This window comes from Taylorella asinigenitalis MCE3, assembly GCF_000226625.1.
Lineage (GTDB): Bacteria > Pseudomonadota > Gammaproteobacteria > Burkholderiales > Burkholderiaceae_B > Taylorella > Taylorella asinigenitalis.
The window spans coordinates 580652-601637 of the sequence record NC_016043.1; the positions used below are offsets into that span (position 1 = coordinate 580652).

At 38.1% G+C, this 20986-nt stretch carries 16 protein-coding genes and 1 tRNA gene; 13 read left to right on the forward strand and 4 right to left on the reverse strand.

Features of this window, described 5'->3' with window-relative positions:
* Positions 1-2 precede the first annotated feature (2 nt).
* Positions 3-2708, reverse strand: a complete 2706-nt coding sequence (gene pepN, locus TASI_RS02845) for an aminopeptidase N (protein ID WP_014111255.1) — start codon at positions 2706-2708, stop codon at positions 3-5.
* 104 nt (positions 2709-2812) lie between these two features.
* Here pepN and tldD point away from each other — a divergent pair, with 104 nt between their 5' ends.
* The 8 genes from tldD (at position 2813) to TASI_RS02885 (ending at position 10772) form a co-directional block, all read left to right on the forward strand.
* Positions 2813-4279: a metalloprotease TldD gene (gene tldD, locus TASI_RS02850; protein WP_014111256.1), complete on the forward strand. Its 1467-nt coding sequence runs from the start codon at positions 2813-2815 to the stop codon at positions 4277-4279.
* Position 4280: 1 nt separating this feature from the next.
* A complete protein-coding gene (gene mnmA, locus TASI_RS02855) occupies positions 4281-5399 on the forward strand; it encodes a tRNA 2-thiouridine(34) synthase MnmA (RefSeq protein WP_014111257.1) in 1119 nt (372 codons plus the stop codon).
* A gap of 11 nt (positions 5400-5410) precedes the next feature.
* Positions 5411-6799: an adenylosuccinate lyase gene (gene purB / locus TASI_RS02860; protein ID WP_014111258.1), complete on the forward strand. Its 1389-nt coding sequence runs from the start codon at positions 5411-5413 to the stop codon at positions 6797-6799.
* A gap of 61 nt (positions 6800-6860) precedes the next feature.
* A complete protein-coding gene (locus tag TASI_RS02865) occupies positions 6861-7307 on the forward strand; it encodes a c-type cytochrome (protein WP_014111259.1) in 447 nt (148 codons plus the stop codon).
* 9 nt (positions 7308-7316) lie between these two features.
* Positions 7317-7961 carry a carboxypeptidase regulatory-like domain-containing protein gene (locus TASI_RS02870; RefSeq protein ID WP_044977997.1) on the forward strand — a complete coding sequence of 215 codons (645 nt, stop codon included), beginning with the start codon at positions 7317-7319 and terminating at the stop codon, positions 7959-7961.
* Positions 7962-8042: 81 nt separating this feature from the next.
* The gene (locus TASI_RS02875; RefSeq protein ID WP_014111261.1) at positions 8043-8597 is read left to right on the forward strand and encodes a hypothetical protein; all 555 of its coding nucleotides are present in this window, start codon (positions 8043-8045) and stop codon (positions 8595-8597) included.
* A gap of 39 nt (positions 8598-8636) precedes the next feature.
* Positions 8637-9101 (forward strand): hypothetical protein, encoded by a 465-nt coding sequence (locus TASI_RS02880; protein ID WP_014111262.1) that lies wholly within the window; start codon positions 8637-8639, stop codon positions 9099-9101.
* 12 nt (positions 9102-9113) lie between these two features.
* Positions 9114-10772: an FMN-binding glutamate synthase family protein gene (locus tag TASI_RS02885; RefSeq protein WP_014111263.1), complete on the forward strand. Its 1659-nt coding sequence runs from the start codon at positions 9114-9116 to the stop codon at positions 10770-10772.
* Here the strand turns inward: TASI_RS02885 and TASI_RS02890 are convergent.
* Positions 10769-11218: a hypothetical protein gene (locus TASI_RS02890; RefSeq protein WP_014111264.1), complete on the reverse strand. Its 450-nt coding sequence runs from the start codon at positions 11216-11218 to the stop codon at positions 10769-10771. The two genes, TASI_RS02885 and TASI_RS02890, sit on opposite strands and share 4 nt — an antisense overlap.
* Before the next feature lie 10 nt (positions 11219-11228).
* On the opposite strand from TASI_RS02890, the gene TASI_RS02895 reads away from it, so the two are divergent.
* The 4 genes from TASI_RS02895 to TASI_RS08045 all read left to right on the forward strand — a co-directional run bounded on the left by TASI_RS02895 (position 11229) and on the right by TASI_RS08045 (position 15653).
* Complete coding sequence (locus TASI_RS02895; protein ID WP_044977999.1) at positions 11229-11750, forward strand: ribonuclease domain-containing protein; 522 nt, start codon at positions 11229-11231, stop codon at positions 11748-11750.
* Entirely contained in the window at positions 11741-12019 is a 279-nt protein-coding gene (locus tag TASI_RS02900; protein WP_014111266.1) for a barstar family protein, read from the forward strand. Before TASI_RS02895 ends, TASI_RS02900 begins: the two co-directional genes overlap by 10 nt.
* Positions 12020-12117: 98 nt before the next feature.
* Positions 12118-12194 (forward strand) — tRNA-Met (locus TASI_RS02905).
* A 300-nt stretch (positions 12195-12494) separates the two neighbouring features.
* Positions 12495-15653 carry a YadA-like family protein gene (locus TASI_RS08045; protein ID WP_014111267.1) on the forward strand — a complete coding sequence of 1053 codons (3159 nt, stop codon included), beginning with the start codon at positions 12495-12497 and terminating at the stop codon, positions 15651-15653.
* A gap of 48 nt (positions 15654-15701) precedes the next feature.
* On the opposite strand, the gene TASI_RS02915 is transcribed toward TASI_RS08045, so the two are convergent.
* Positions 15702-17495, reverse strand: coding sequence for an ATP-binding cassette domain-containing protein (locus TASI_RS02915; protein ID WP_014111268.1), 1794 nt, complete (start codon positions 17493-17495; stop codon positions 15702-15704).
* Complete coding sequence (locus TASI_RS02920; protein WP_044978001.1) at positions 17495-18712, reverse strand: lytic murein transglycosylase; 1218 nt, start codon at positions 18710-18712, stop codon at positions 17495-17497. Before TASI_RS02920 ends, TASI_RS02915 begins: the two co-directional genes overlap by 1 nt.
* 105 nt (positions 18713-18817) lie before the next feature.
* Here TASI_RS02920 and TASI_RS02925 point away from each other — a divergent pair, with 105 nt between their 5' ends.
* Positions 18818-20986, forward strand: a complete 2169-nt coding sequence (locus TASI_RS02925; protein WP_014111270.1) for a carboxy terminal-processing peptidase — start codon at positions 18818-18820, stop codon at positions 20984-20986.

Sequence of the window (20986 nt, forward strand, 5' to 3'; positions counted from 1 at the left end):
TTTTACTCAATGGATGATGCTTTTGAAATGATTTCTATCACATTAGGAGATAGTTTATCCTGTGCGGAAATTTTATCTAATTGTGCTTTCATAAGTCCACGGTAAGGCTCATCATATTTAGACCAATTATCCATAATACGTGCATACCGAGCTGCAACTTCAGGATTTTTCGAATCGATTTCAAGTAAATATTTGGTGAAAAATTCGTATCCTAATCCATCTTTACTATGGAACAACTCCATATTATTCATACTAAATTGGAAAATTAAAGATCGTGCACGATTAGGGTTCGATAAATTAAATTGCGGGTGGGCAATAAGAGCATTTATAGCATCCATATTACTTGCATACATAGCTTGAAGTGCAAACCATTTATCGATAACTAATTGATCATTTTCAAATTGATGGTAGAAGTGATTTAAGAAAGTTTTAGTCAATTCATGGTCAGGGTGGTATTTAACAAGGCTTGATAAGGCCGCATATCTGTCGGTCATATTATTTGCATTTAAATACTGATCATTAGCTAAATTCAAATGTTTATCTGACTCTTGATTAAGCAGAAAATTTAGACATGTATTTTTAAGTGCACGAACTCCATAATTTTTTGCATCTAAAACGTATGTCAGATTTTCGTTTAATTTGGAGTACAAAGCAAAAAATAAGCCTTCTAATATAGTTGCAAGTTCACGTGAGAATTTTTTCGAAGCTCTAACAAGATTTTGTGGATTTATAGGTGATTGCATTTGAGAGAGCAACTTCAATCCAGGCACCTGCAATAGCAATGCCTTATATGCATCACTAATATTCGTATCAGATATATTTAACTGCCACACACGAATAACATCAGCATCCACTATTTTTTCAGGAGATATAGTAATTGCAAGTATTTCATTTATCGCTAGAGTTTGAGCGGATTCCCAACGAACAAATGGATTTGTATCCTTAGTGGCTAGAGTAATTAGCTCATTTTTAGTATAAGAATATTTCACTTTTACAGGAGCTGAAAAATCCCTTAATAAAGATGGAATTGGTTTAGAGCTCACATTTGTAAATGACCAGGTTTGAGTTTCTTGATGCAAGTCGAGAATAAAACTATTTGGTTCATATTCCGTAATCGCAGAATTATAGTCGTTGCTAATTGGTTCAGCTTTAATAGTGGCCCCATACTCATTTATGAATCCAATCTTAAATGGTATGTGGAATGGTTCTTTTTTGTAGTCCGCTTTCATTTTTTCGACCCCAACATTTGGGCATGATTGAGAAAGGGTAACTTGAGCCACATTAGTCTCTGGCGAGTAGGCAATGCTCACGTCTACTGTCGGTGTGCCCGCTTGTGAATACCATCTTCTAAAAATATCAAGATTGCGTCCTGGATTTTTAAGGCTATAAATTGATTCCATAGCATTTACAAAATCATCGCATGTTACGGCCTGCCCATCATGACGTCTGAAATACTCACGCATACCAGCCTGAAAATCCTCTTCACCTAAAAGAGTATGCTGCATGCGTATTACTTCTGCACCTTTTTCATATACAGTTGATGTGTAAAAATTTGCTATCTCTTGATAAGACTGCGGTCGAATTGGGTGTGCCATTGGCCCTTCATCTTCAGCAAATTGAATGGCACGTAAATTAATTACATCTTGAATTCTATTTACTGCTCGAGCACTTTCAGCTTCTTCATTTTCAAGTCCTTTAGCCATCATATCTGCAGAGAATTCTTGATCTCTAAATACTGTTAGTCCTTCTTTAAGACTTAATTGAAACCAGTCTCTACATGTGACGCGGTTACCAGTCCAGTTATGAAAATACTCATGTCCAACAACACCTTCAATGCCTTGATAATTTGCGTCGGTAGCTGTCTCAGGTGAGGCTAATACATACATTGCATTAAAAATGTTAAGTCCTTTGTTTTCCATAGCACCCATATTGAAGTCGCGAGCTGCGACTATCATAAAACGCTCTAAATCAAGTTCAAGTCCAAATCTTTCTTCGTCCCACTTGATTGCATTTTTTAAACTCTCCATAGCCCATTTAGTTTGGCTTTTGCTTCCAGGGTCACTATAGATTTGAAGTAGTACTTTTCTACCTGATTTAGTTTCTATATGATCTTCAAGTAAATCAAACTGACCGCCTACTAAAGCAAATAAATAGCAAGGTTTTAGGAATGGGTCATGCCATATAGCTCTATGCATTCCATCTTCTAAATCTAGTGACTCAATTAAATTACCATTAGAGAGGATATGTGGGTATTTCTCTTTAGAGGCATCAATAGTAACTCTAAACTCAGACATAACATCGGGACGGTCTGGATAAAAGGTTATTCTTCTAAATCCTTCTGCCTCGCATTGAGTGAAAAAACTTTCTCCTGAAATATATAAACCCATTAATGCACTGTTATCCTTTGGGTTACAAGAGTTAACTATCTCAATAGTGAACTCTTTTGCTGGAGGAATTAGAGTTAAAAGTTCATGTTCATATTTATAGTCATTAAACTCTACATGATTAATTTTTAATGACTTAATGTCCAAATCAACACCATTTAAAACTAGCGGAACAATTGAGTCGTTCTCATCTTTAAGTTTTACCTGCATCGTATTAGTAACAGTGGTGCATTTAGGGTCTAATTTGAAATATAAACTAACGTTCTGTATTGAATAAGGGTAAGGAAGGTAATCTTCTCTATAAACTGTTTTTTGAGAATTCATTAATAGTACCTTATAGGGTAAAAATTCAGATTATGTATTATAGTCCCGAGCATGTTTGAACTATAATGATATGTTTAAAAAAATAAAGTTCAATTTTATAACTTATGACCTCTATTTCCTCTAGCGAATCTCCAATCGTACACGCAAAAAAAATTCTCCTAGACGACAATGGAATCACCATTGAACATATAGCAAAAGCATTGGGTGTTATTCACAGCCATAAAACGAATTATGCGGATCTCTACTTTCAGTACAACAGTTCAGAGAACTGGAGTTTAGAAGAGGGGATTGTGAAAACTGGTGGTTTTTCTATTTCTCAAGGTGTAGGTGTTAGAGCTGTGGCTGGAGAGAAAACTGCATTTTCCTATTCGGATGAATTATCTTCATCGATTCTTTTAAAGAATGCGGAGACCGTCAAAAGCATTGCCACCCAAGGGGAGGCTAAGGTATACACATCTCCAAAAGGTTTAGTTAAAAGTGAAAGCCTTTACGCACCTATTGACCCTATCAATACTATGACTTCAGAAGAGAAGCTAGAGATTCTTCATAAGGTCGAAAAATATGCGAGAGCTATGAGTCCTGAGATTAAGCAAGTTATGGCTGGTCTCGGGGCTGAATATGAAGTTGTTTTAGTTGTTAGTAGTGGTGGTCGTTTGGAGGCTGATATTAGGCCTCTTGTTAGACTTTCACTAACCGTAATTGCTGAGAGAAATGGTCGTCGTGAAAGGGGAAATGCTGGAGGCGGCGGAAGATTTGGACTTAATTATTTTACGGTTGAGCTAATAAAAGAATACGTTAAAAAAGCCGTAGATGAAGCTCTAATTAATTTAGAAGCTAAGCCAGCACCTGCAGGAGAAATGACTGTTGTTCTAGGTTCTGGCTGGCCTGGTATTCTTCTTCATGAGGCTGTAGGACACGGCCTTGAGGGCGATTTTAATCGCAAAGGAACTAGTGTATTTTCTGGACGTATTGGTGAAAGAGTGGCTTCCAAAGGTGTGACCGTTATAGATGATGGAACAATTAAAGATCGTCGCGGCTCTTTAAATATTGATGATGAAGGAAATCCAACTCAAAGAAATGTCCTTATAGAAGACGGAGTTTTATGCGGATATCTACAGGACACTTTAAACGCAAATTTAATGAACATGCCTTTAACTGGAAATGCACGTCGCGAATCATATGCACATCTTCCTATGCCACGTATGACTAATACTTATATGTTAGGCGGAGAGCATAAACACGAAGAGATTATCGAATCAGTTAAAAAAGGAATTTATGCGGCAAATTTCTCAGGTGGTCAGGTTGATATAACAAGCGGAAAATTTGTCTTTAGTGCTTCAGAAGCATATTTAATCGAAGATGGAAAAATCACCTCTCCAATTGTTGGTGCTACTTTGATTGGTAGTGGTCTAGATACTATGAATAAGGTTAGTATGATTGGGGATAATATGTCTCTTGATAGTGGTGTCGGGACTTGCGGAAAAGATGGTCAAAGTGTGCCTGTCGGTGTAGGTATGCCTACTATAAGAGTTGACGGTATAACTGTAGGTGGTACCCATCAAGGCAGTTAATATGTCTAAACCTAAAGTTGTTGTTGGTTTGTCTGGAGGAGTAGATTCATCAGTTACCGCTCATATTCTAAAAGAGCAAGGGTACGAAGTACTGGGCATCTTTATGAAGAATTGGGAGGACGATGATGATTCCGAATTTTGTTCTTCTCGCCAAGACTGGATTGATGTTGTTAGTGTCGCAGATACTCTAGGGATTGAAGTGGATGCCGTAAATTTTGCGGCAGAATACAAAGATAGAGTTTTTTCAGATTTCCTTCGAGAATACTCTGCGGGCCGTACACCGAATCCTGATGTTTTATGTAATGCAGAAATAAAATTTAAAGCATTTTTAGACCATGCGATGAGTACAGGGGCGGAGTACATTGCCACAGGGCATTATGCTAGGGTTAGGGCTGTGGATGGTCCTAAGGGCAAGTCCTATCAGCTTCTTAAGGGTCTTGATCCGCAAAAAGATCAGAGCTATTTTTTGCATCGACTCAATCAAGAGCAACTCTCTAAAGTTATGTTTCCATTGGGGGAACTTCATAAAACTCAAGTGCGTGAGATTGCCGCTAAATTAGGTTTATCTAATGCCACAAAAAAAGATTCAACAGGAATTTGTTTTATTGGAGAGCGCCCATTTAGGGAATTTTTAAATCGATATTTACCTTCAAAACCTGGCCCTATACTGACTGATTCGGGTGAGCAAATTGGGGAGCATGTAGGTCTTTCCTTCTACACTATTGGTCAGCGAAAGGGTATTGGAATAGGAGGGGTTAAATCGCATATGTCATCTGATGGAGTTTCTGATGCTTGGTATGTGGCTCGCAAAGATATGAAATCCAATACTCTTTATGTCGTTAATGGTCATGACCATCCATGGCTTTTATCAAATGAATTGGTGGCACTTGATGCCTCATGGGTTTCAGGAGAGAGTCCAAATTTAGGTGCTTATGCCGCTAAAACACGTTATCGTCAGTCAGATGCAGAGTGTGAATTAGTTCATTCTGAGGGACAGGAATTTAAATTACATTTTCGTGAGAATCAATGGGCCGTTACGCCTGGGCAATCAGCCGTGATTTATGACGGTGAAATTTGCCTAGGAGGTGGAATAATAGAAGTTTCACGCGACTCAAATTAAAAAGGTCAATTATGAAATTAGACGATCAAACTTCAATGCAAGATTTTGTATTAACTGCTTTATCTCCTATAGATGGTAGATATGCATCTAAGAGTACCGATCTAAGGACCTATTTATCGGAAGCTGGGTTTATGGCTCATAGAGTTGAAGTAGAGATAAACTGGATGATTGCATTGTCAGAGGCTGGATTAGATGAAATTAAGCCATTTTCCGACGATTCTAAAAAAGAGCTACTTAAAATAGTTTCTGATTTTTCTTTGGTCGATGCTGCTCGTATTAAAGAGATTGAAAAAACTACCAACCACGACGTTAAGGCGGTTGAATATTTTCTTAAAGAGAAAATAACTTCAAATGAAGAATTATCAAAAGCCTCAGAATTTATTCATTTTGCATGCACATCTGAAGATATAAATAATACATCTCACGCTTTGATGCTTAAAAGAGTGAGGGCAACGGTGTTATTGCCAAAAGCGAAAGAGATTATTAATTTAGTAAAAAACTATGCTCTTCAATTTGCTGAAGTTCCCATGCTTTCACGTACACATGGACAAACTGCTAGCCCTACGACACTAGGAAAAGAATTTTCAAATGTCCTAATTAGATTGGAGAGGGCTTATATGGCCATTGAATCGGTCGAGCCACTTGCTAAATTAAATGGTGCCACAGGTAACTATAATGCCCATGTTTCGGCATATCCAGAAATTAATTGGCCTGAATTTAGTAAAAAGATTATTGAGTCATTAGGTCTTATTCAAAACACACATACGATTCAAATTGAACCACACGACTGGATGGCAGCCTTATTTGATGCGGTTGCTAGGTTTAATACAATTTTGATTGATTTTAATCGTGATATTTGGGGATATATCTCTTTAGGATATTTCAAACAAAAGCTTAAAGAAGGCGAGGTAGGTTCATCGACTATGCCTCATAAAGTAAATCCGATTGACTTTGAGAATTCAGAAGGCAATCTTGGTCTGGCTAATGCGGTGCTTAGACATTTATCAGAGAAGCTACCTATATCGCGATGGCAGAGAGACCTAACCGACTCTACTGTTCTAAGAAACCTTGGTGTTGCCTTTGGATATTGCATGATTGCTTGGGATTCACATATAAAAGGACTAAATAAGCTTGAGGTTAACGAGGGCAGGATAAAAGAGGATATTGAAAATTGTTGGGAGGTTCTTGCTGAGCCTGTGCAAACAGTGATGCGTAGGTATGCATTGCCACAACCATATGAGCAACTAAAAAAACTCACTCGTGGACAGGGTATTACAAAAGAGGCATTAAGAAATTTTATTTCAGAACTCGATTTACCTGAAGCGGCTAAAAATGAGCTTTTAGAGTTGACACCTGAGAAATATACTGGTCTTGCTGCTAAATTAGCAAAGATTGTTTAAAATTCTTTTAATGTCCAAACTTTAACTTTTACTAGATTTGGACTTTTTTAAGGAGAATATTATGAAATTTCTAAAATCATTATTTATTGCTACCTGTATGATCTCTGCAGTAGTAGCTCAAGCAGAAGAGAAAAAAGAACCAACTGCTGCGGAAAAAGCAATTAAATATCGTCAGTCAGCTAAAACTGTTATGGCTACTCATTTTGGTATGTTAGGCGGTATCTTAAAAGCTGAAAAATTCGATGAAGATGCAGCTGAAAAACAAGCTGAAATTCTAGACGTTGTTGCTCGCTTGCCTTGGTCTAAATTCGGTCCTGGTACTGAGGGCGGGAACGCAAAACCTGAACTTTGGTCAAACACTGCTAAATTCGAAGAATATCGTGATCTTCTATTAAAATCAGTAGATGACCTAGAAGAAGCTGAAGAACTTGATGAGTTTAAAAAAGCTTTTGCGGGCATGGGTGATGCTTGTAAAAAATGTCACACAGAATTTAGAGTTAAAAAATAATAATGGAGGATGCTATTAGTGAAGGAAAAATCTAGATATTTTAAATTTAAGAAACTTTCATCTTTTAGCATCTGGGCATTTATTATCACGGCTTTGGCTGCTTGTTCGACTCCCTTTATAAAGCAGCCGATTAAGCCACTTCCGAATGAACTTATAAAATCATCATCAGCCTTGAAAGCGAGAGAGGGGTTAGATGGCGGGAGCATTGCCATAGCAAATAATTCGCCTCTAGCTCAAGTAGTTGGCAGAATATATCTTAGTAATCAAAATGATTCATCAGAGCGTACAGGAAAGTACGTCGAAGTTGCATTAAATCCTGTATCAAATGCAAGTAATCAATGGTATAGGGATGTTTGTTTAGGCGGATTTGAATTGGCAGGGGATATTGGGCCAGCATATAGGAATATGATTAGAACTTCAGTTTCTAATGAGTTGGGGCAGTTTGCATTTCCAAATGTTCCTGAAGGGGAATATTATCTTTCAGCTAGACTTTATTGGTTCGATGAAAAGCCAATGAGCGGTCCTGAGATGTATGGGGGTCTCTTAGCTAAGAAAATTCGCGTAGGGCAGTTAGCTATTTCAGAGCAACTTACACAAGAAAATGCGTGCAGTGGAAATTATCGTGAATATAGATTGATTAATATTTTCAATTAGTACCAAATTTTTAATTTTTGTGTCATTTCTGTGATATATATTAGACGGATTATATTTTTTCATCCCCTCAATTTATAAATTATGAAACTCTCACATATTTTTCTATCTGCCGCTCTTGCTTGTGGTTTAATAGCCTGTGAATCTACTGGTACAGGTCCAAACGGTCCAAAAGGATCACTAAGAGTAAATCCATATAAAGACGGTAAAACTCTGGCTTTGTACGTTGTATCAACAAAGAAAGGCACTGTAAGAAAACGTGTCAGAAACAAAAAAAATCGCTTGGTTTGGGTTAACGAAAAACAAGATACTCAGCTTAATGCTGACGGTAAAACTTACTTTACTACTGGTAGAGTGATTGGATTGGATGATGTTTCTTATGCTCTTGCAGCTAAAACTATTAATGATGAACCTGCACTAGGTCTACGTTTAACTCCAGATGCAGCTTTAAGACTTGCAACTGAGCTGCAATCCTCAAAAGGTGGGACAGTTTTAGCCAGTATAGATAATAAATTTTTCTCGCGTTTAAATAATGCGGGAGCTAAGCTAGAAGACGGTGTAATCCTATTCCCGGTATCATCATTAGTTGATGCAAGAGACTTAGCTGTAACTTTACGTGATGGAAAGAAAGGCAAGTAAGTTATAAAATTTTCTTAAAATTTACTTTCAGGAAAATTTATGAATCTACTTAAAAAACTACTACTTCTTTTTATACCTATTCTATTAGCTGCGTGTCAGAGCCCGAATCAACCGGGCGACACCGCTAATCCTTCTGAAATTGACTCTATTGTTGAGGTTTATCATGGATCTAATGATCCAGTTGAAAACTTTCAATCACTTAAAGTTAATGAAAAAATTAGAATCTATGTTTCTAAGTTTCCAATTATCAATAGATCTTATATAAATCAGGTCCAAAATATTGTGGACGACAAGGGTAATGCATATGTGCGACTAGGATTGACAGCCGAAGGCGTTGCCATCATGTCAAAAACTCCTCAAAACTATGGATATGTAACGGTCGTTAAAGGAAATTTAGTTTCTATAGATGGGTTTGTTCAAAAGAGTAACTTCTTTTTCTTAGTTCCTAACCAAGAAACCGCTCAATCTCTAAGCAAAATTATTTCAAGTTCAATTCCTAAATAATTAGGTCTAATCATGGCTAAATTTTTATATTCTCGGTACACAGTCTTCGTACTTGTTATTTTGGGTAGCATTATCGGTTTATTGTTAGCCATGATATTCGACTCAAATTGGTTGTGGCTTGCTATTCCCTGTATTTTCTTAACTGCTATAGGTATTCGTGATCTTACTCAGACTAAGCATGCAGTCACTAGAAACTACCCAGTTATAGGAAATATGCGTTATATTCTTGAGTCAATTCGTCCAGAAATAAGGCAGTATTTTCTTGAGCAGGATAATGAAATATTGCCATTTTCAAGAAATCAGAGGGCTGTAGTTTATCAACGTGCAAAACAGCAAATCGATAAGCGGCCTTTTGGGACAATTAAGGATGTATATGAACAAGAGTACGAATGGATTAACCATTCTATGCATCCTACTACTATTGAGAATCACGATTTTAGAACTACGGTAGGCGGTCCTCAGTGTACTAAACCATATTCGATTTCAGTATTCAATATTTCGGCTATGAGCTTTGGGGCATTGTCTAAAAATGCGATTCTTGCCTTGAATAGAGGGGCTAAACAAGGTGGATTTGCACATGATACGGGTGAGGGTGGTATCAGTAAATATCATATGCAAGGCGGAGACTTAATTTGGAATATCGGCTCAGGTTACTTTGGTTGTCGCAATGAGGATGGTTCTTTTAACGATGAGGAATTCGCTAAAAAAGCCACTCAACATAATGTCAAGATGATTGAACTAAAAGTTTCACAAGGGGCTAAACCAGGGCATGGGGGTATATTGCCAGGGGCTAAAGTAACTCCTGAAATAGCAGAAGCTCGTGGTGTTCCTGTAGGTGAAGATTGTAATTCTCCAGCCTTCCATCCAGAGTTTGACAATCCAATTGGTATGATGAAATTCATCAAGAGATTGCGAGATCTTTCAGGGGGCAAACCTGTAGGGTTTAAGATTTGTATTGGTCACCCATGGGAGTTTTTCTCCATAGCTAAGGCTTTTTTAGAAACTGGTATCTACCCAGATTTTATAGTGGTGGATGGAGCTGAGGGTGGTACTGGTGCGGCTCCTATAGAATTTGCTGACCATGTCGGTACGCCTCTACGTGAGGGCCTACGATTAGTACATAATACATTAGTTGGTATAGGTTTAAGAAAACATATCAAAATTGGTGCTGCAGGTAAAGTAATTACTGCGTTTGATATTGCTCGTGCACTATCACTTGGGGCAGATTGGTGTAATGCTGGTCGTGGGTTTATGTTTGCTGTGGGATGTATTCAGGCTCAAGCCTGTCACACTGATAAATGCCCTACAGGTGTTGCTACTCAGGATCCACTAAGAGCGAAAGCTCTTGTTGTGGAAGATAAGGCCTATAGAGTCTACAACTACCACAAAAATACACTGCATGCTTTAGCAGAACTTTTAGGTGCAGCGGGCCTTCACCATCCAAGCGAACTTAGAGCACACCATATTGCTAGACGCGTATCTCCAACTGAAATTAGATTGCTCTCTGCACTATATCCCGAATTGGTAGAGAATGAATTAATTGAAGGGAAATATAGTACGAGATTATTTGAAGTCGCGTGGCCTGTAGCTAATGCTCAAAGCTTCCATTTAGAAGCTTCTGCTCAAAATATGGTGGAGTCATTCCATAAAGCATATGGAATGAACAATTAATTAAGCTTAGAGCAAGACTTAATAAATTTATCTACGACTTTTTCTTCTGGTTCAAGTTTGTCTTTAGGGGTATTCCAGAGGCCTTCAGCAAAAGCTTTAAAGTCAGTTGGGATATCAGGATTCTCTGAAATATAAGTCATTGCTTCAGATATAGGTTTATCCTCAAGCCTTAAAGAATAAAGATTATGAATAATTGGTTCAGCCATATCGCATGTAAAACCGCTTTCCTCCACAGGAGATGCTTCATTTGAAGTGTTCTCGAAAGCGTCTTTGGTACTCAATATTTCAGGATTAGTTGCGGGAGTGTTTTCGGGACTTACTACTACTGGTGCTTCTGGATTAACTGGATCATCCTGTAATAAAACATCTTTAAACGAGTTGAATAAAAGATAAGCAATACCCACTAAAATTAAAACAAAGATTAGTACTTTAAATAAATTCTTCATTAAAAACCTTATGCAACTACCCAAAATCAGAAAGAATCATTTCGTTTATTTTACATTAATAATAATTCTTCTCATTAGTATATGGGCTTATTTAAAACCTTCTAAATCACAAGCTGAGGCCACTATACAGAATCTTCAGGATCAAAACTCCTGTGAAATAGTGATTCCCAAATGGATTAAAGATAATCTTAAAAACAATTTAAATTCTAATCAAGTTTTTGAAATTGTGCGTAATCTTGAGAAAGAGGGGGCATTGCCACCTTATTATGTGACAAAAAGAGAAGCACGCGAGATGGGATGGTCTCCTGGTAAGCCATTTAATGAAATCCAAGGTTTAAAAGGTAAATCCATAGGAGGCGATAAATTTCGTAATTTCGAAAAGAGGCTACCCCGCGGACGATGGAAGGAAGCGGACCTTGACTACAATGGAGAGCGTCGCAATGCAAAAAGATTTTTATATAGTGAATCTGGACGCAAATACATAACATTAGATCATTACGAGACTTTTGTGGAGGTGCCTGCATGCAAATAAAAATTTGTGATTTGACTGGTGTGAAAAGCAAAAGCAAATTTTACGATCGCATTTATTATGAATTAGATGTGGCAGATTATGCGGCCAATAATTTAGATGCTTTACACGATATATTGACTACGGATATCGAGGGTCCAATTGAAATTGTTTGGAGTGATCTCGATGGCAGTGCAAGTGAGATGACTTGGGATGAGGTAAATAAAATCTTAAGTGTGTTTCGTAGTGTAGAAAGCGACAGAGAAGACTTTATTTTGCGAATTTCAGACTAAAATCTTGTTTTTTTTATGGTGGCAATGTAGAATAATTTTCTTTACTTTATGTAATTGGCGACTTGCTTTTTGCATAACAGATCAAAATCCCTCATAAAGGCTCTTTAGCTCAGTCGGTTAGAGCGACGGAATCATAATCCGCAGGTCCCCCGTTCGAATCGGGGAAGAGCCACCAAATTTTCCTTCTTTTTTGAATTTAGTTTTTGGCGGAGTTGTTTGCACACATTTGTTTCAAAATGCTATTTCTTTTACTGTTTGCCTCAAACAACTCATGAAATCTATAGAGATCATAGAAAAGTAATGTTTAAAAGTTGCAACATTATTTCATAAAAGTTTTAGTAATTGTTAGAAATTTTCTTTTTTTGTATATAAAATCATAGCAAATTAATTCAAAACGATTTTAACTGTTTCAGTCAAATTCAGGTTGTAGTCACTCTGCAACCTATTTTTTTATTTATCAAAATTTGGGGTATTTATGAACAAAATATACAAATCTCTGTTTAATTCTCTAACTCGAACCTGGGTAGCAGTACCTGAAATTAGTAAAAACCATGCGAGTGGTAAATCCTGTAAATCAAGAAAATTGGTTACAGCTGCGGTTGGTGTTGCTATTACTGTTGGTTCTTTAGTTGGTCAATTTGCCTTAATGGATGAGGCTGAAGCTATTAATTGGACTCACTGGCGTTGTGGTGCATTAATAGGTGGGGACGGTAAACTTTCAACTGCATATTTATGTGGAGGCGACCACGATGAAAGTGGTAATTCCATCCCTATGATTATTAATACCGCCGTTGGATTTAATCACAATGGAACAAATACTACTGCACACCATATAACAGGATTTGGATATGCCAATAGATTTTATCAACATATTGGTGTAGGAATTGGTGGCAGAAATGAAATTCATTCTCTTGGTTCTGTAGCTCTAGGTTATCAATCTGTAGCTGACAGAGATTATTTAGGTCCTGACAATGGAAACACATTTAACCCTGCTAGTAAAGTCTATCTTTATAATTCACCTATGGTTCGTCAGACTATCCGCGGAAAAATGGGTGCTTTCTCAGTTGGTCTAAGAGACATTATTAGAAAAGGCCCAGACGGAAGACTTTACAGATATAGTGGAGTTACTAGACAGATTATTAATGTAGCCCCAGGTCGACAATGGTCTGACGCAGTAAACGTTGCTCAATTATTGGCTGTAGAAAATGCATTAAAAAAATATGTTGACGATAACGTTACAGAAATCGAAAAACAACTTGATAATCCAATAGACAAGCCTGACTATACTGGTAATGAAAATCACAACGGCTCAACTGGAGACGATAAACCAGATAGTAATGGAGTAGTTGGAGGAGAAATACCTGGTCCAAATGATCAACCAGTACTTATAGACCCATCTGATAATCCTGGACACGACAATCCAGGCGGAAATACAGCTGGTCCAGATAATCCTGACGACCCTAATAATCCAGATAGCCCATTTAATCCAAATAATCCTAGTGGTCCTGGCGACAATCCAAACTCAGGTGTAACTGTTGCTGGTGGTGGTGTTGCTTTCAAATTTAAAGGAAACACAGGTCTAGATGCTACTAGCCCTAAAGCAAATAGTGTGGTTCATATCAAAGGGGCAGACGCTAAAGACGGTGAAACGTTAAAAGAAGAAGATTTTGATGATGGTGAAAATATCCTAACTAAACTTGAGAAGTTTAATAATGATCTTATACTTAGAATCAAGCTTCGCAAGAATTTTAACCCTCAAAGCATTACAGTAGGTAAAGGTGTCCCAGGTACTCCAGGTGCTGATGGTGTAAACGGCGAGATCAAAGTTATCAATAAAATCGACAAGGAAACTGTTGTAGTTAAAGGTGATGAAAAAAACGGAGGTGTTATAGAGATCTATGGTCCTAACGGCAAAGATGGTCGTGATGGAACTAATGGAAAAGATGTAGAATCTGGACTAACTTTAGCTAACGATGGAATAACCTTCAATAATATTCCTGGTACTAAATCTGATCCAAATGGTGAGGTAGACGGTAAAGGAGACTCTAGTTTATCTATGACAGCAGATACCTCAGATGAAAATAATAAAACTCCTGGTACACTAGATAACGGAGAAGGGAAACCTGTAACTCCACGTCTTGTTTATACTGATCCAAACAATAACAATGAAAAAGTCTTCGTAGCAACTATGAATGACGGTTTCAGATTTGGCGCGAATACTGGTGAAACTGACAAAAACCCACTTGCAACTAAGCTTAATTCCACTGTTGAAATTAAAGGTAAAGACTTAGCTGAAGGTGCAGATACCGAAACATTGTGGAATGATGAATTCGATCAAGGCGAAAATATCATGACACGAGTTGAGGAAGAAGATGGCAAAACCATTATACGAGTAGCTATGCGTAAAGAAATCGCTACAAACACTGTTAATTCAACTACTGTTAATACCAATACTATTGTAGTTGGTAAAGGTGATCCAGGTACTCCAGGTGCTGATGGCCAACCAGGAGAACCAGGTAAAAATGGTGTCAACGGCGAAATCAAAGTTATTAATAAAATCGATAAGGAAACTGTTGTAGTTAAAGGTGACGAAGAAAATGGAGGTGTTATAGAACTCTATGGCCCTAACGGCAAAGATGGTCGTGATGGCAAAGATGGAAAACCAGGCGAACCAGGTCTTACTTTAACAAGTAAAGATATCACATTCCATAATATTCCTGGTACAAAAGGTAAAGATGGAAAAGATGGAACTGGTTCATCAAGTCTTTCTATGGATGCAAAAGACACTACACCAACTTTAAATGATAAGGAAGGCGAACCAAAAACACCTCGCATTGTTTATACAGACCCTAACAATCCTGATGAAAAAGTTGAAGTTGCAACAATGAAGGATGGTTTGATTTTCTCAGGCGATAACGGTGACACTAAACTTAAAAACAAACTCAATACAGAGTTAAAACTTGTGGGTGGAGCTGATATCAATAATGTTTCTGAGAATAATATTTCAGTAGCTGCAGTTCCTGCGACGGATGAAAATCCAACTAACGAAATCAAAGTTCGCCTATCGAAAGATCTTAAAGGCTTGAACTCTGCTCAATTCGTAAATGGAACTCATGAAACTATTATCAAGCCAGAAGGTATCGTAATCAGCAAAGTCGTTCCTGCTGAAAATGACTCAAATGGTTCTAACGGCGGTTCTGATAGTGGCTCTGATGGCGGCGATTCAACTGGTTCTGGAAATGGTGCTACTGTTACTAAACCTGTTGTTGAAATCAATGAAAACGGCTTAGATCTTAAAGGTGAAGGCTCAATCACTGGCTTAAAACCTAGTTCTGACCCAAATTCAGCTACAACTCTAGGTCAAGTTCAAGGAATTGTATCTAACTCAGAGGTCAAACAATGGAGAAACACGCGTGAAAGTACGGCAACTGCTGTAGCTATGGCGAACTTACCGCAAGCATATGTGCCTGGTAAGAGCATGGTTGCAATTGCTGGCGGAAATCATGAAGGTAAAGCCGCTGTAGCAGTAGGTATTTCTACGATTTCCTCTAGTGGTAAATGGGTACTTAAAGGCTCTATGGCCAAATCCAAATCTAAATTTAGTGCTGGAGTAGGCGTAGGATATCAATGGTAATCTAGCCCTCAAATAGAAAGCCCCGATTCGCAAGATTTCGGGGCTTTTTTATATCTTCGCTTCAAGTTTTTGCCACTTATCAAAAAGCAGCTCCAACTCCTTTTCTAAATTGGCAATGTTCCCGTGAATCTCCGCCGCTGCCTCTGGCCCATCCGTATAAATCTCTGGGTCTGAAAGCTTAGCTGTCAAATTTTCAATTTCTTCTTCAACTTTAGATATTCTCTCAGGAAGCTCTTGTAGCTCTTTAAGTTCATATGAGCTGAGTTTAGATTTATTTTTAGACTTAGTTTCTTTTGGAATTTCTTTTCGAACTTCATCCTCTATAGGATTATTTTTTGGTTCTTTTTGGGGCCTTTGCCTTATGTAATCTTCATATCCACCAAAATAATTATTCCATGTTGCATCACCATCATAGGCAATGGTTTGCGTAATAACATTATCCAAGAACACACGATCGTGACTCACAAGTAAAACCGTTCCAGAATATGTTTGCAGCAACTCCTCTAATAATTCTAGAGTTTCAATATCTAAATCATTTGTGGGTTCATCAAGTACTAGAACATTTGCAGGGCGAGCAAATAATCGAGCCAGCAATAGCCTAGCTCGTTCACCGCCTGACAGGCTGCTAACAGGAGAATGAGCACGTGCAGGCTCAAACAGAAAATCCCCTAAGTACCCCATAATATGCTTTTTGGTACCACCAATCTCCACCCATTCACTACCAGGACTAATCACATCCGCCAAGTTAGCACCTTCATCAAGTTGATTACGCATCTGATCAAAATAAGCGACTTCTAGACTAGTCCCTAATTTCACAGAACCAGATGTAGGGGTTAGTTGGCCAAGGATTAAACGTAAGAGGGTGGTTTTACCCGCCGCATTAGGACCTATGATGCCAATGCGATCCCCACGCAATATCTTTGTTGAAAACCCTCGTACGATCTCTTTCGAGCCATAGCTGAAACTCACATTATCCAATTCAGCCACTAGTTTCCCAGATCTTTCACCGCTTGAGAGTTGAAAGTTAACATTTCCCACTCTATCTCTTCTTTCGGAACGTTCCCGACGCAAAGCTTCAAGTCTTCGAACACGTCCTTCATTCCTAGTTCTTCGAGCCTCAATACCCTTTCGAATCCAAACTTCCTCTTGAGCGAGAAATTTATCGAACTTCGCATTTTGAATTTCTTCGGCCTTTAAAGCAGCCTCCTTTTGAGTCTGCCATTTAGAAAAATTACCAGGAAAGCTATATAACTTTCCGCGATCTAATTCAACAATCCTTGTGGTAACCTCATCCAAGAACCGCCTATCATGCGTAATCACAAGCAGTGCAAATGTAGCTTTTTTTAATTTTTCCTCAAGCCAAATAATGCTCTCAAAATCTAGATGATTAGTAGGCTCATCTAAGAGCAAAAGTTGCGGGTTTTTTAATATAGCAGCTGCCAATGCAATCTTTTTATTCGTACCACCTGACAGCCCAACCGCTTGTATAGCCCCATCTAAGCCAAGTTCATCCAGTATTTGCTCAGCCCTTGAACTGCGCTCCCAGTCCTCGACCTCTAAATAATCAGATAATAAATTTTCGAGAATAGTTTTACTCTCATCTAATTTTGGCTCCTGCTCAACGGTCACGATCCTAATGCCATTTAAGAATGAAATTTCCCCATCATCCGCATGAATTCGTCCGTCTATAATTTTTAGCATTGAAGATTTGCCTGCACCGTTCCTTCCGATAAGTCCAATGCGCTCACCTTCAGAGATAGAAAAATCGGCATGGTCAAGTAAAGCATGATGCCCAAACGCAAGCTGAGCATCTGTAAAAGTTACAAGAGAATTTGACGCCATCAGAATTTTTCTTTTCGTAGCGTATTTAAAATAGATTTATCTGGAATTCCTGTCGCTGGCAATGCCAACCTTTGCTGCTCAAATCGTATAGCATCCTGAGTCTTAGATCCTGCAATGCCGTCAGGTTCTCCTATTTGATGCCCACGTGCGAGCAAAATGCTTTGTAGTTCGCGCGTTTCAGCCCTAGATAAGCTCTCGTCCTTCGTTGGCCAAGGTGTCACAAATGGCCCCTTACCGCGCAATCGATCCGATAAATGTGCAATTGCTAATGCATAGCTCTCCGCCGCATTATAGCTATAGATAGCATCGAAATTTTTAAACGTAATGAATGCTGGTCCCTTAATCCCCGCTGGCAATAACAACGCCGCCTTCGTGTTTGGTTGTGCGATTGAGCTCAAACTCTGACCATCTATAGTTTTGATACCCTTGTTCATCCAATATTGAACAGTTCTTTTATGCTTTCTGCCCGACACATCTAAATTAATATTAGGTGGCAATGCTACTTCAACCCCCCACGGTCTCCCTGTTTGCCATCCACTTTTGACCATATAGTTTGCTGTAGACCCCAATGCATCCGCCACATTATCCACTAAATCCCGACGCCCATCTTTATCGAAATCAACGGCAATTCTCTCAAATGTTGATGGCATAAATTGAGTCTGCCCAAAAGCTCCAGCCCATGACCCTTTCAGTTTCTCACGAGATATATCTCCTGACTGCAAAATACGTAAAGCAGAAAATAATTCACCCCTAAAATATGGTTGCCTACGCCCCTTACATGCCAATGTCCCTAATGAGCGCACTAAATCATACTTACCAAGATTCGTCCCAAAATTACTCTCAACCCCCCATATAGCAACTACAGTCGCAGGATCAACGCCCATCTGCTCCTCAACACGCTTTAAAATATCGAAGTGTTTATTCATAAGAGCACGCCCTTGATCAATGCGTTCCTGATCCACAAGATTGGCCATATAACGCCATATTGGAGTCACAAACTCAGGCTGGTAATTTAGTTTTTGAATTAATGAATTATCTGGCTTAATCGGTAGTAAATACTTTTCGTAAGTCGCATAGTCTACATTCGATTTCATAGCTGGACTTCTTAAATTGGCAATGCAGTTCTCAAACGCATTCGTAGCAGCAATACTAAATTGAGAATAAGTCAGTCCTAATGTGGCAATGATTACCGATTTCATCAACTTTTTTGAGCTCATATAAGGTAATGTAGTGAAATAAAATTAAAAGGGATTTTACCGATTTTACAATGCTTTGGTTAAGTATAATCAAACATAAACAATTAATAGATTACGTTAAGTTTTATGAATTTAAATCGAGTTTTCAAAAGCACGCTCATTGCCATAAGTTTAATTTCTGGATCTGTATCCTTAAATGCAGTCACAAACGATGCTCAAACTAACGAGGCATCATTGTATAAGCCAGCTAAATTTAAAGATTTGGAATTTAAAGACAATTATGCTCGTGCAACGGTATTATCAGCTTTAATTCTGAATAGATTCCAATTCGAAAAAAAACCTTTCGATGATAAATTACAGTCGCTTGTCTTCGAGAACCTATTTAAGTCGCTCGATGTAAACAAAATGATTTTTACTAAAGAGGATATAAATTCATTTAAAAAATATGAATCGAAAATTCTCTCTTACTACAGGAAGGGTCAGCTCCAAATAGGATTTGAGATTTTTAATCTATATAAGCACAGATTGGTTGAGAGATATGATTACGCAATCTCGCTATTAGATAAAGGTTTTGATTTCAAAAAAAATGAGGAGTTTGTTCTTGATCGTGATGAACTCGATTGGCCTTTGACTCATCAGGAAGCTAACGATTTATGGCGCAAGAGAATCAAAAATGATTTTCTTCGCTTAAAACTAGCTAATGTTGATGAGGACAAAATCAAAAACACTCTTCGTAAACGCTATATCAACCGCAGAAACACTGTTGCACGCATGGATGGAGAGCAGGCCGCAGAATACTTTATAAATGCTTTAGGTGACAGCTTAGATCCTCATACTACATACTATAGTCCCTCATCAGCGAAAAACTTTGATGTGTCTATTAGCTTGTCTGTTGAGGGTATTGGTGCCGTATTGCAAAAGCATTTTGAATACGGTCAAATTCGTGAAGTGGTTGCTGGCGGTCCTGCCGCTAAAAGTAAGCAAATTAATCCTGGTGATTTAATTGTGGGAGTTGCTCAGGGAGAAACTGGTCAGTTTGAGGATGTTATCGACTGGGAACTTGACGACATAGTTAAGAAAATTCGCGGCAAAAGAGGAAGTGTTGTTAGACTTCAATTAATCCCTGCTGGTACTGGTATGGACGGTAAACCTAAAGAGGTTAAGATTGTTCGCGAAAAGGTTTCTATGGAAGAGCAAGCTGCAAGATCTAAAGTGATAGAAACTAAATCAGATGGAAAATCTCATAAGGTAGGTGTTATTACAATTCCATCGTTTTATGAAGATTTCGATGCTAGAAAAGCCTTGGAGAAAAACTACAACTCATTATCTAAGGACATTACTAAATTTCTTAATGAATATAAAAAGTCAGGGGTTGAGGCTGTTGTTTTAGATTTAAGAAATAATGGTGGTGGTTCTTTAAATGAGGCCGCTAAAGTAAGTGGACTTTTTATAGGCAATTATGAGAAGGTTGTGCAAGTAAGCTCACAAAACGGCGATATTAATGTAGTCCAATCTCGCGGTGTCAAACAAGAGTGGGATAAACCTGTTGTTGTTATTATTAATAGGTTTTCTGCTTCAGCATCTGAAATACTTGCAGCAGCCATTAAAGATTATGGCCGTGGAGTAGTCGTAGGTTCTCAAACATGGGGAAAGGGTACTGTTCAAACCTTTAGAGATTTAACTGACTTTTTACAAAAAGACGTTGAGTATAAGGATCTAGGTGCTATCAAATGGACCATTCAAAAATTCTTCCGAGTTAACGGTAGTTCAACTCAACTAAAAGGCGTAGAGCCGGATATTGAGTTTCCATCAAGCGTTGACAACGAGAAACTTGGTGAATCTAGTTATGATAATCCATTGCCATGGACTATTTTGAGACCAGCTGAATATAAACCTTTTGCAGATTTGAAGGGAAGCATTGCCAAACTAAATACCTTACATAAAGATCGTATTGCAAATTCTGGAAGCTGGAATCTACTCAAAAAGGAAAATGCATATCGTTTGAAATTATCTCAACGTAAATCGTACTCTCTTAATTATGAGACACGCGTTAAAGAACGAGAAGAGATGGATGCACAAATCAAGGCCTTCGATAAAGAAAGAAAAGAACTTGGAGAAATTAACTTTAATGATCTTAAGTTAGATGATGGACTTGCTAGAGGAGAGGGCGATTTAAAAGAGGAGCTAGAAAACGAGAAAAAACGCAAGGAGAATCTTGATGTTGTGGCTCGTGAAAGTGCAAATATTGCCTCTGATATGATTTCTGTTACTTCAGGGTTAAATTTTAGCCGATAG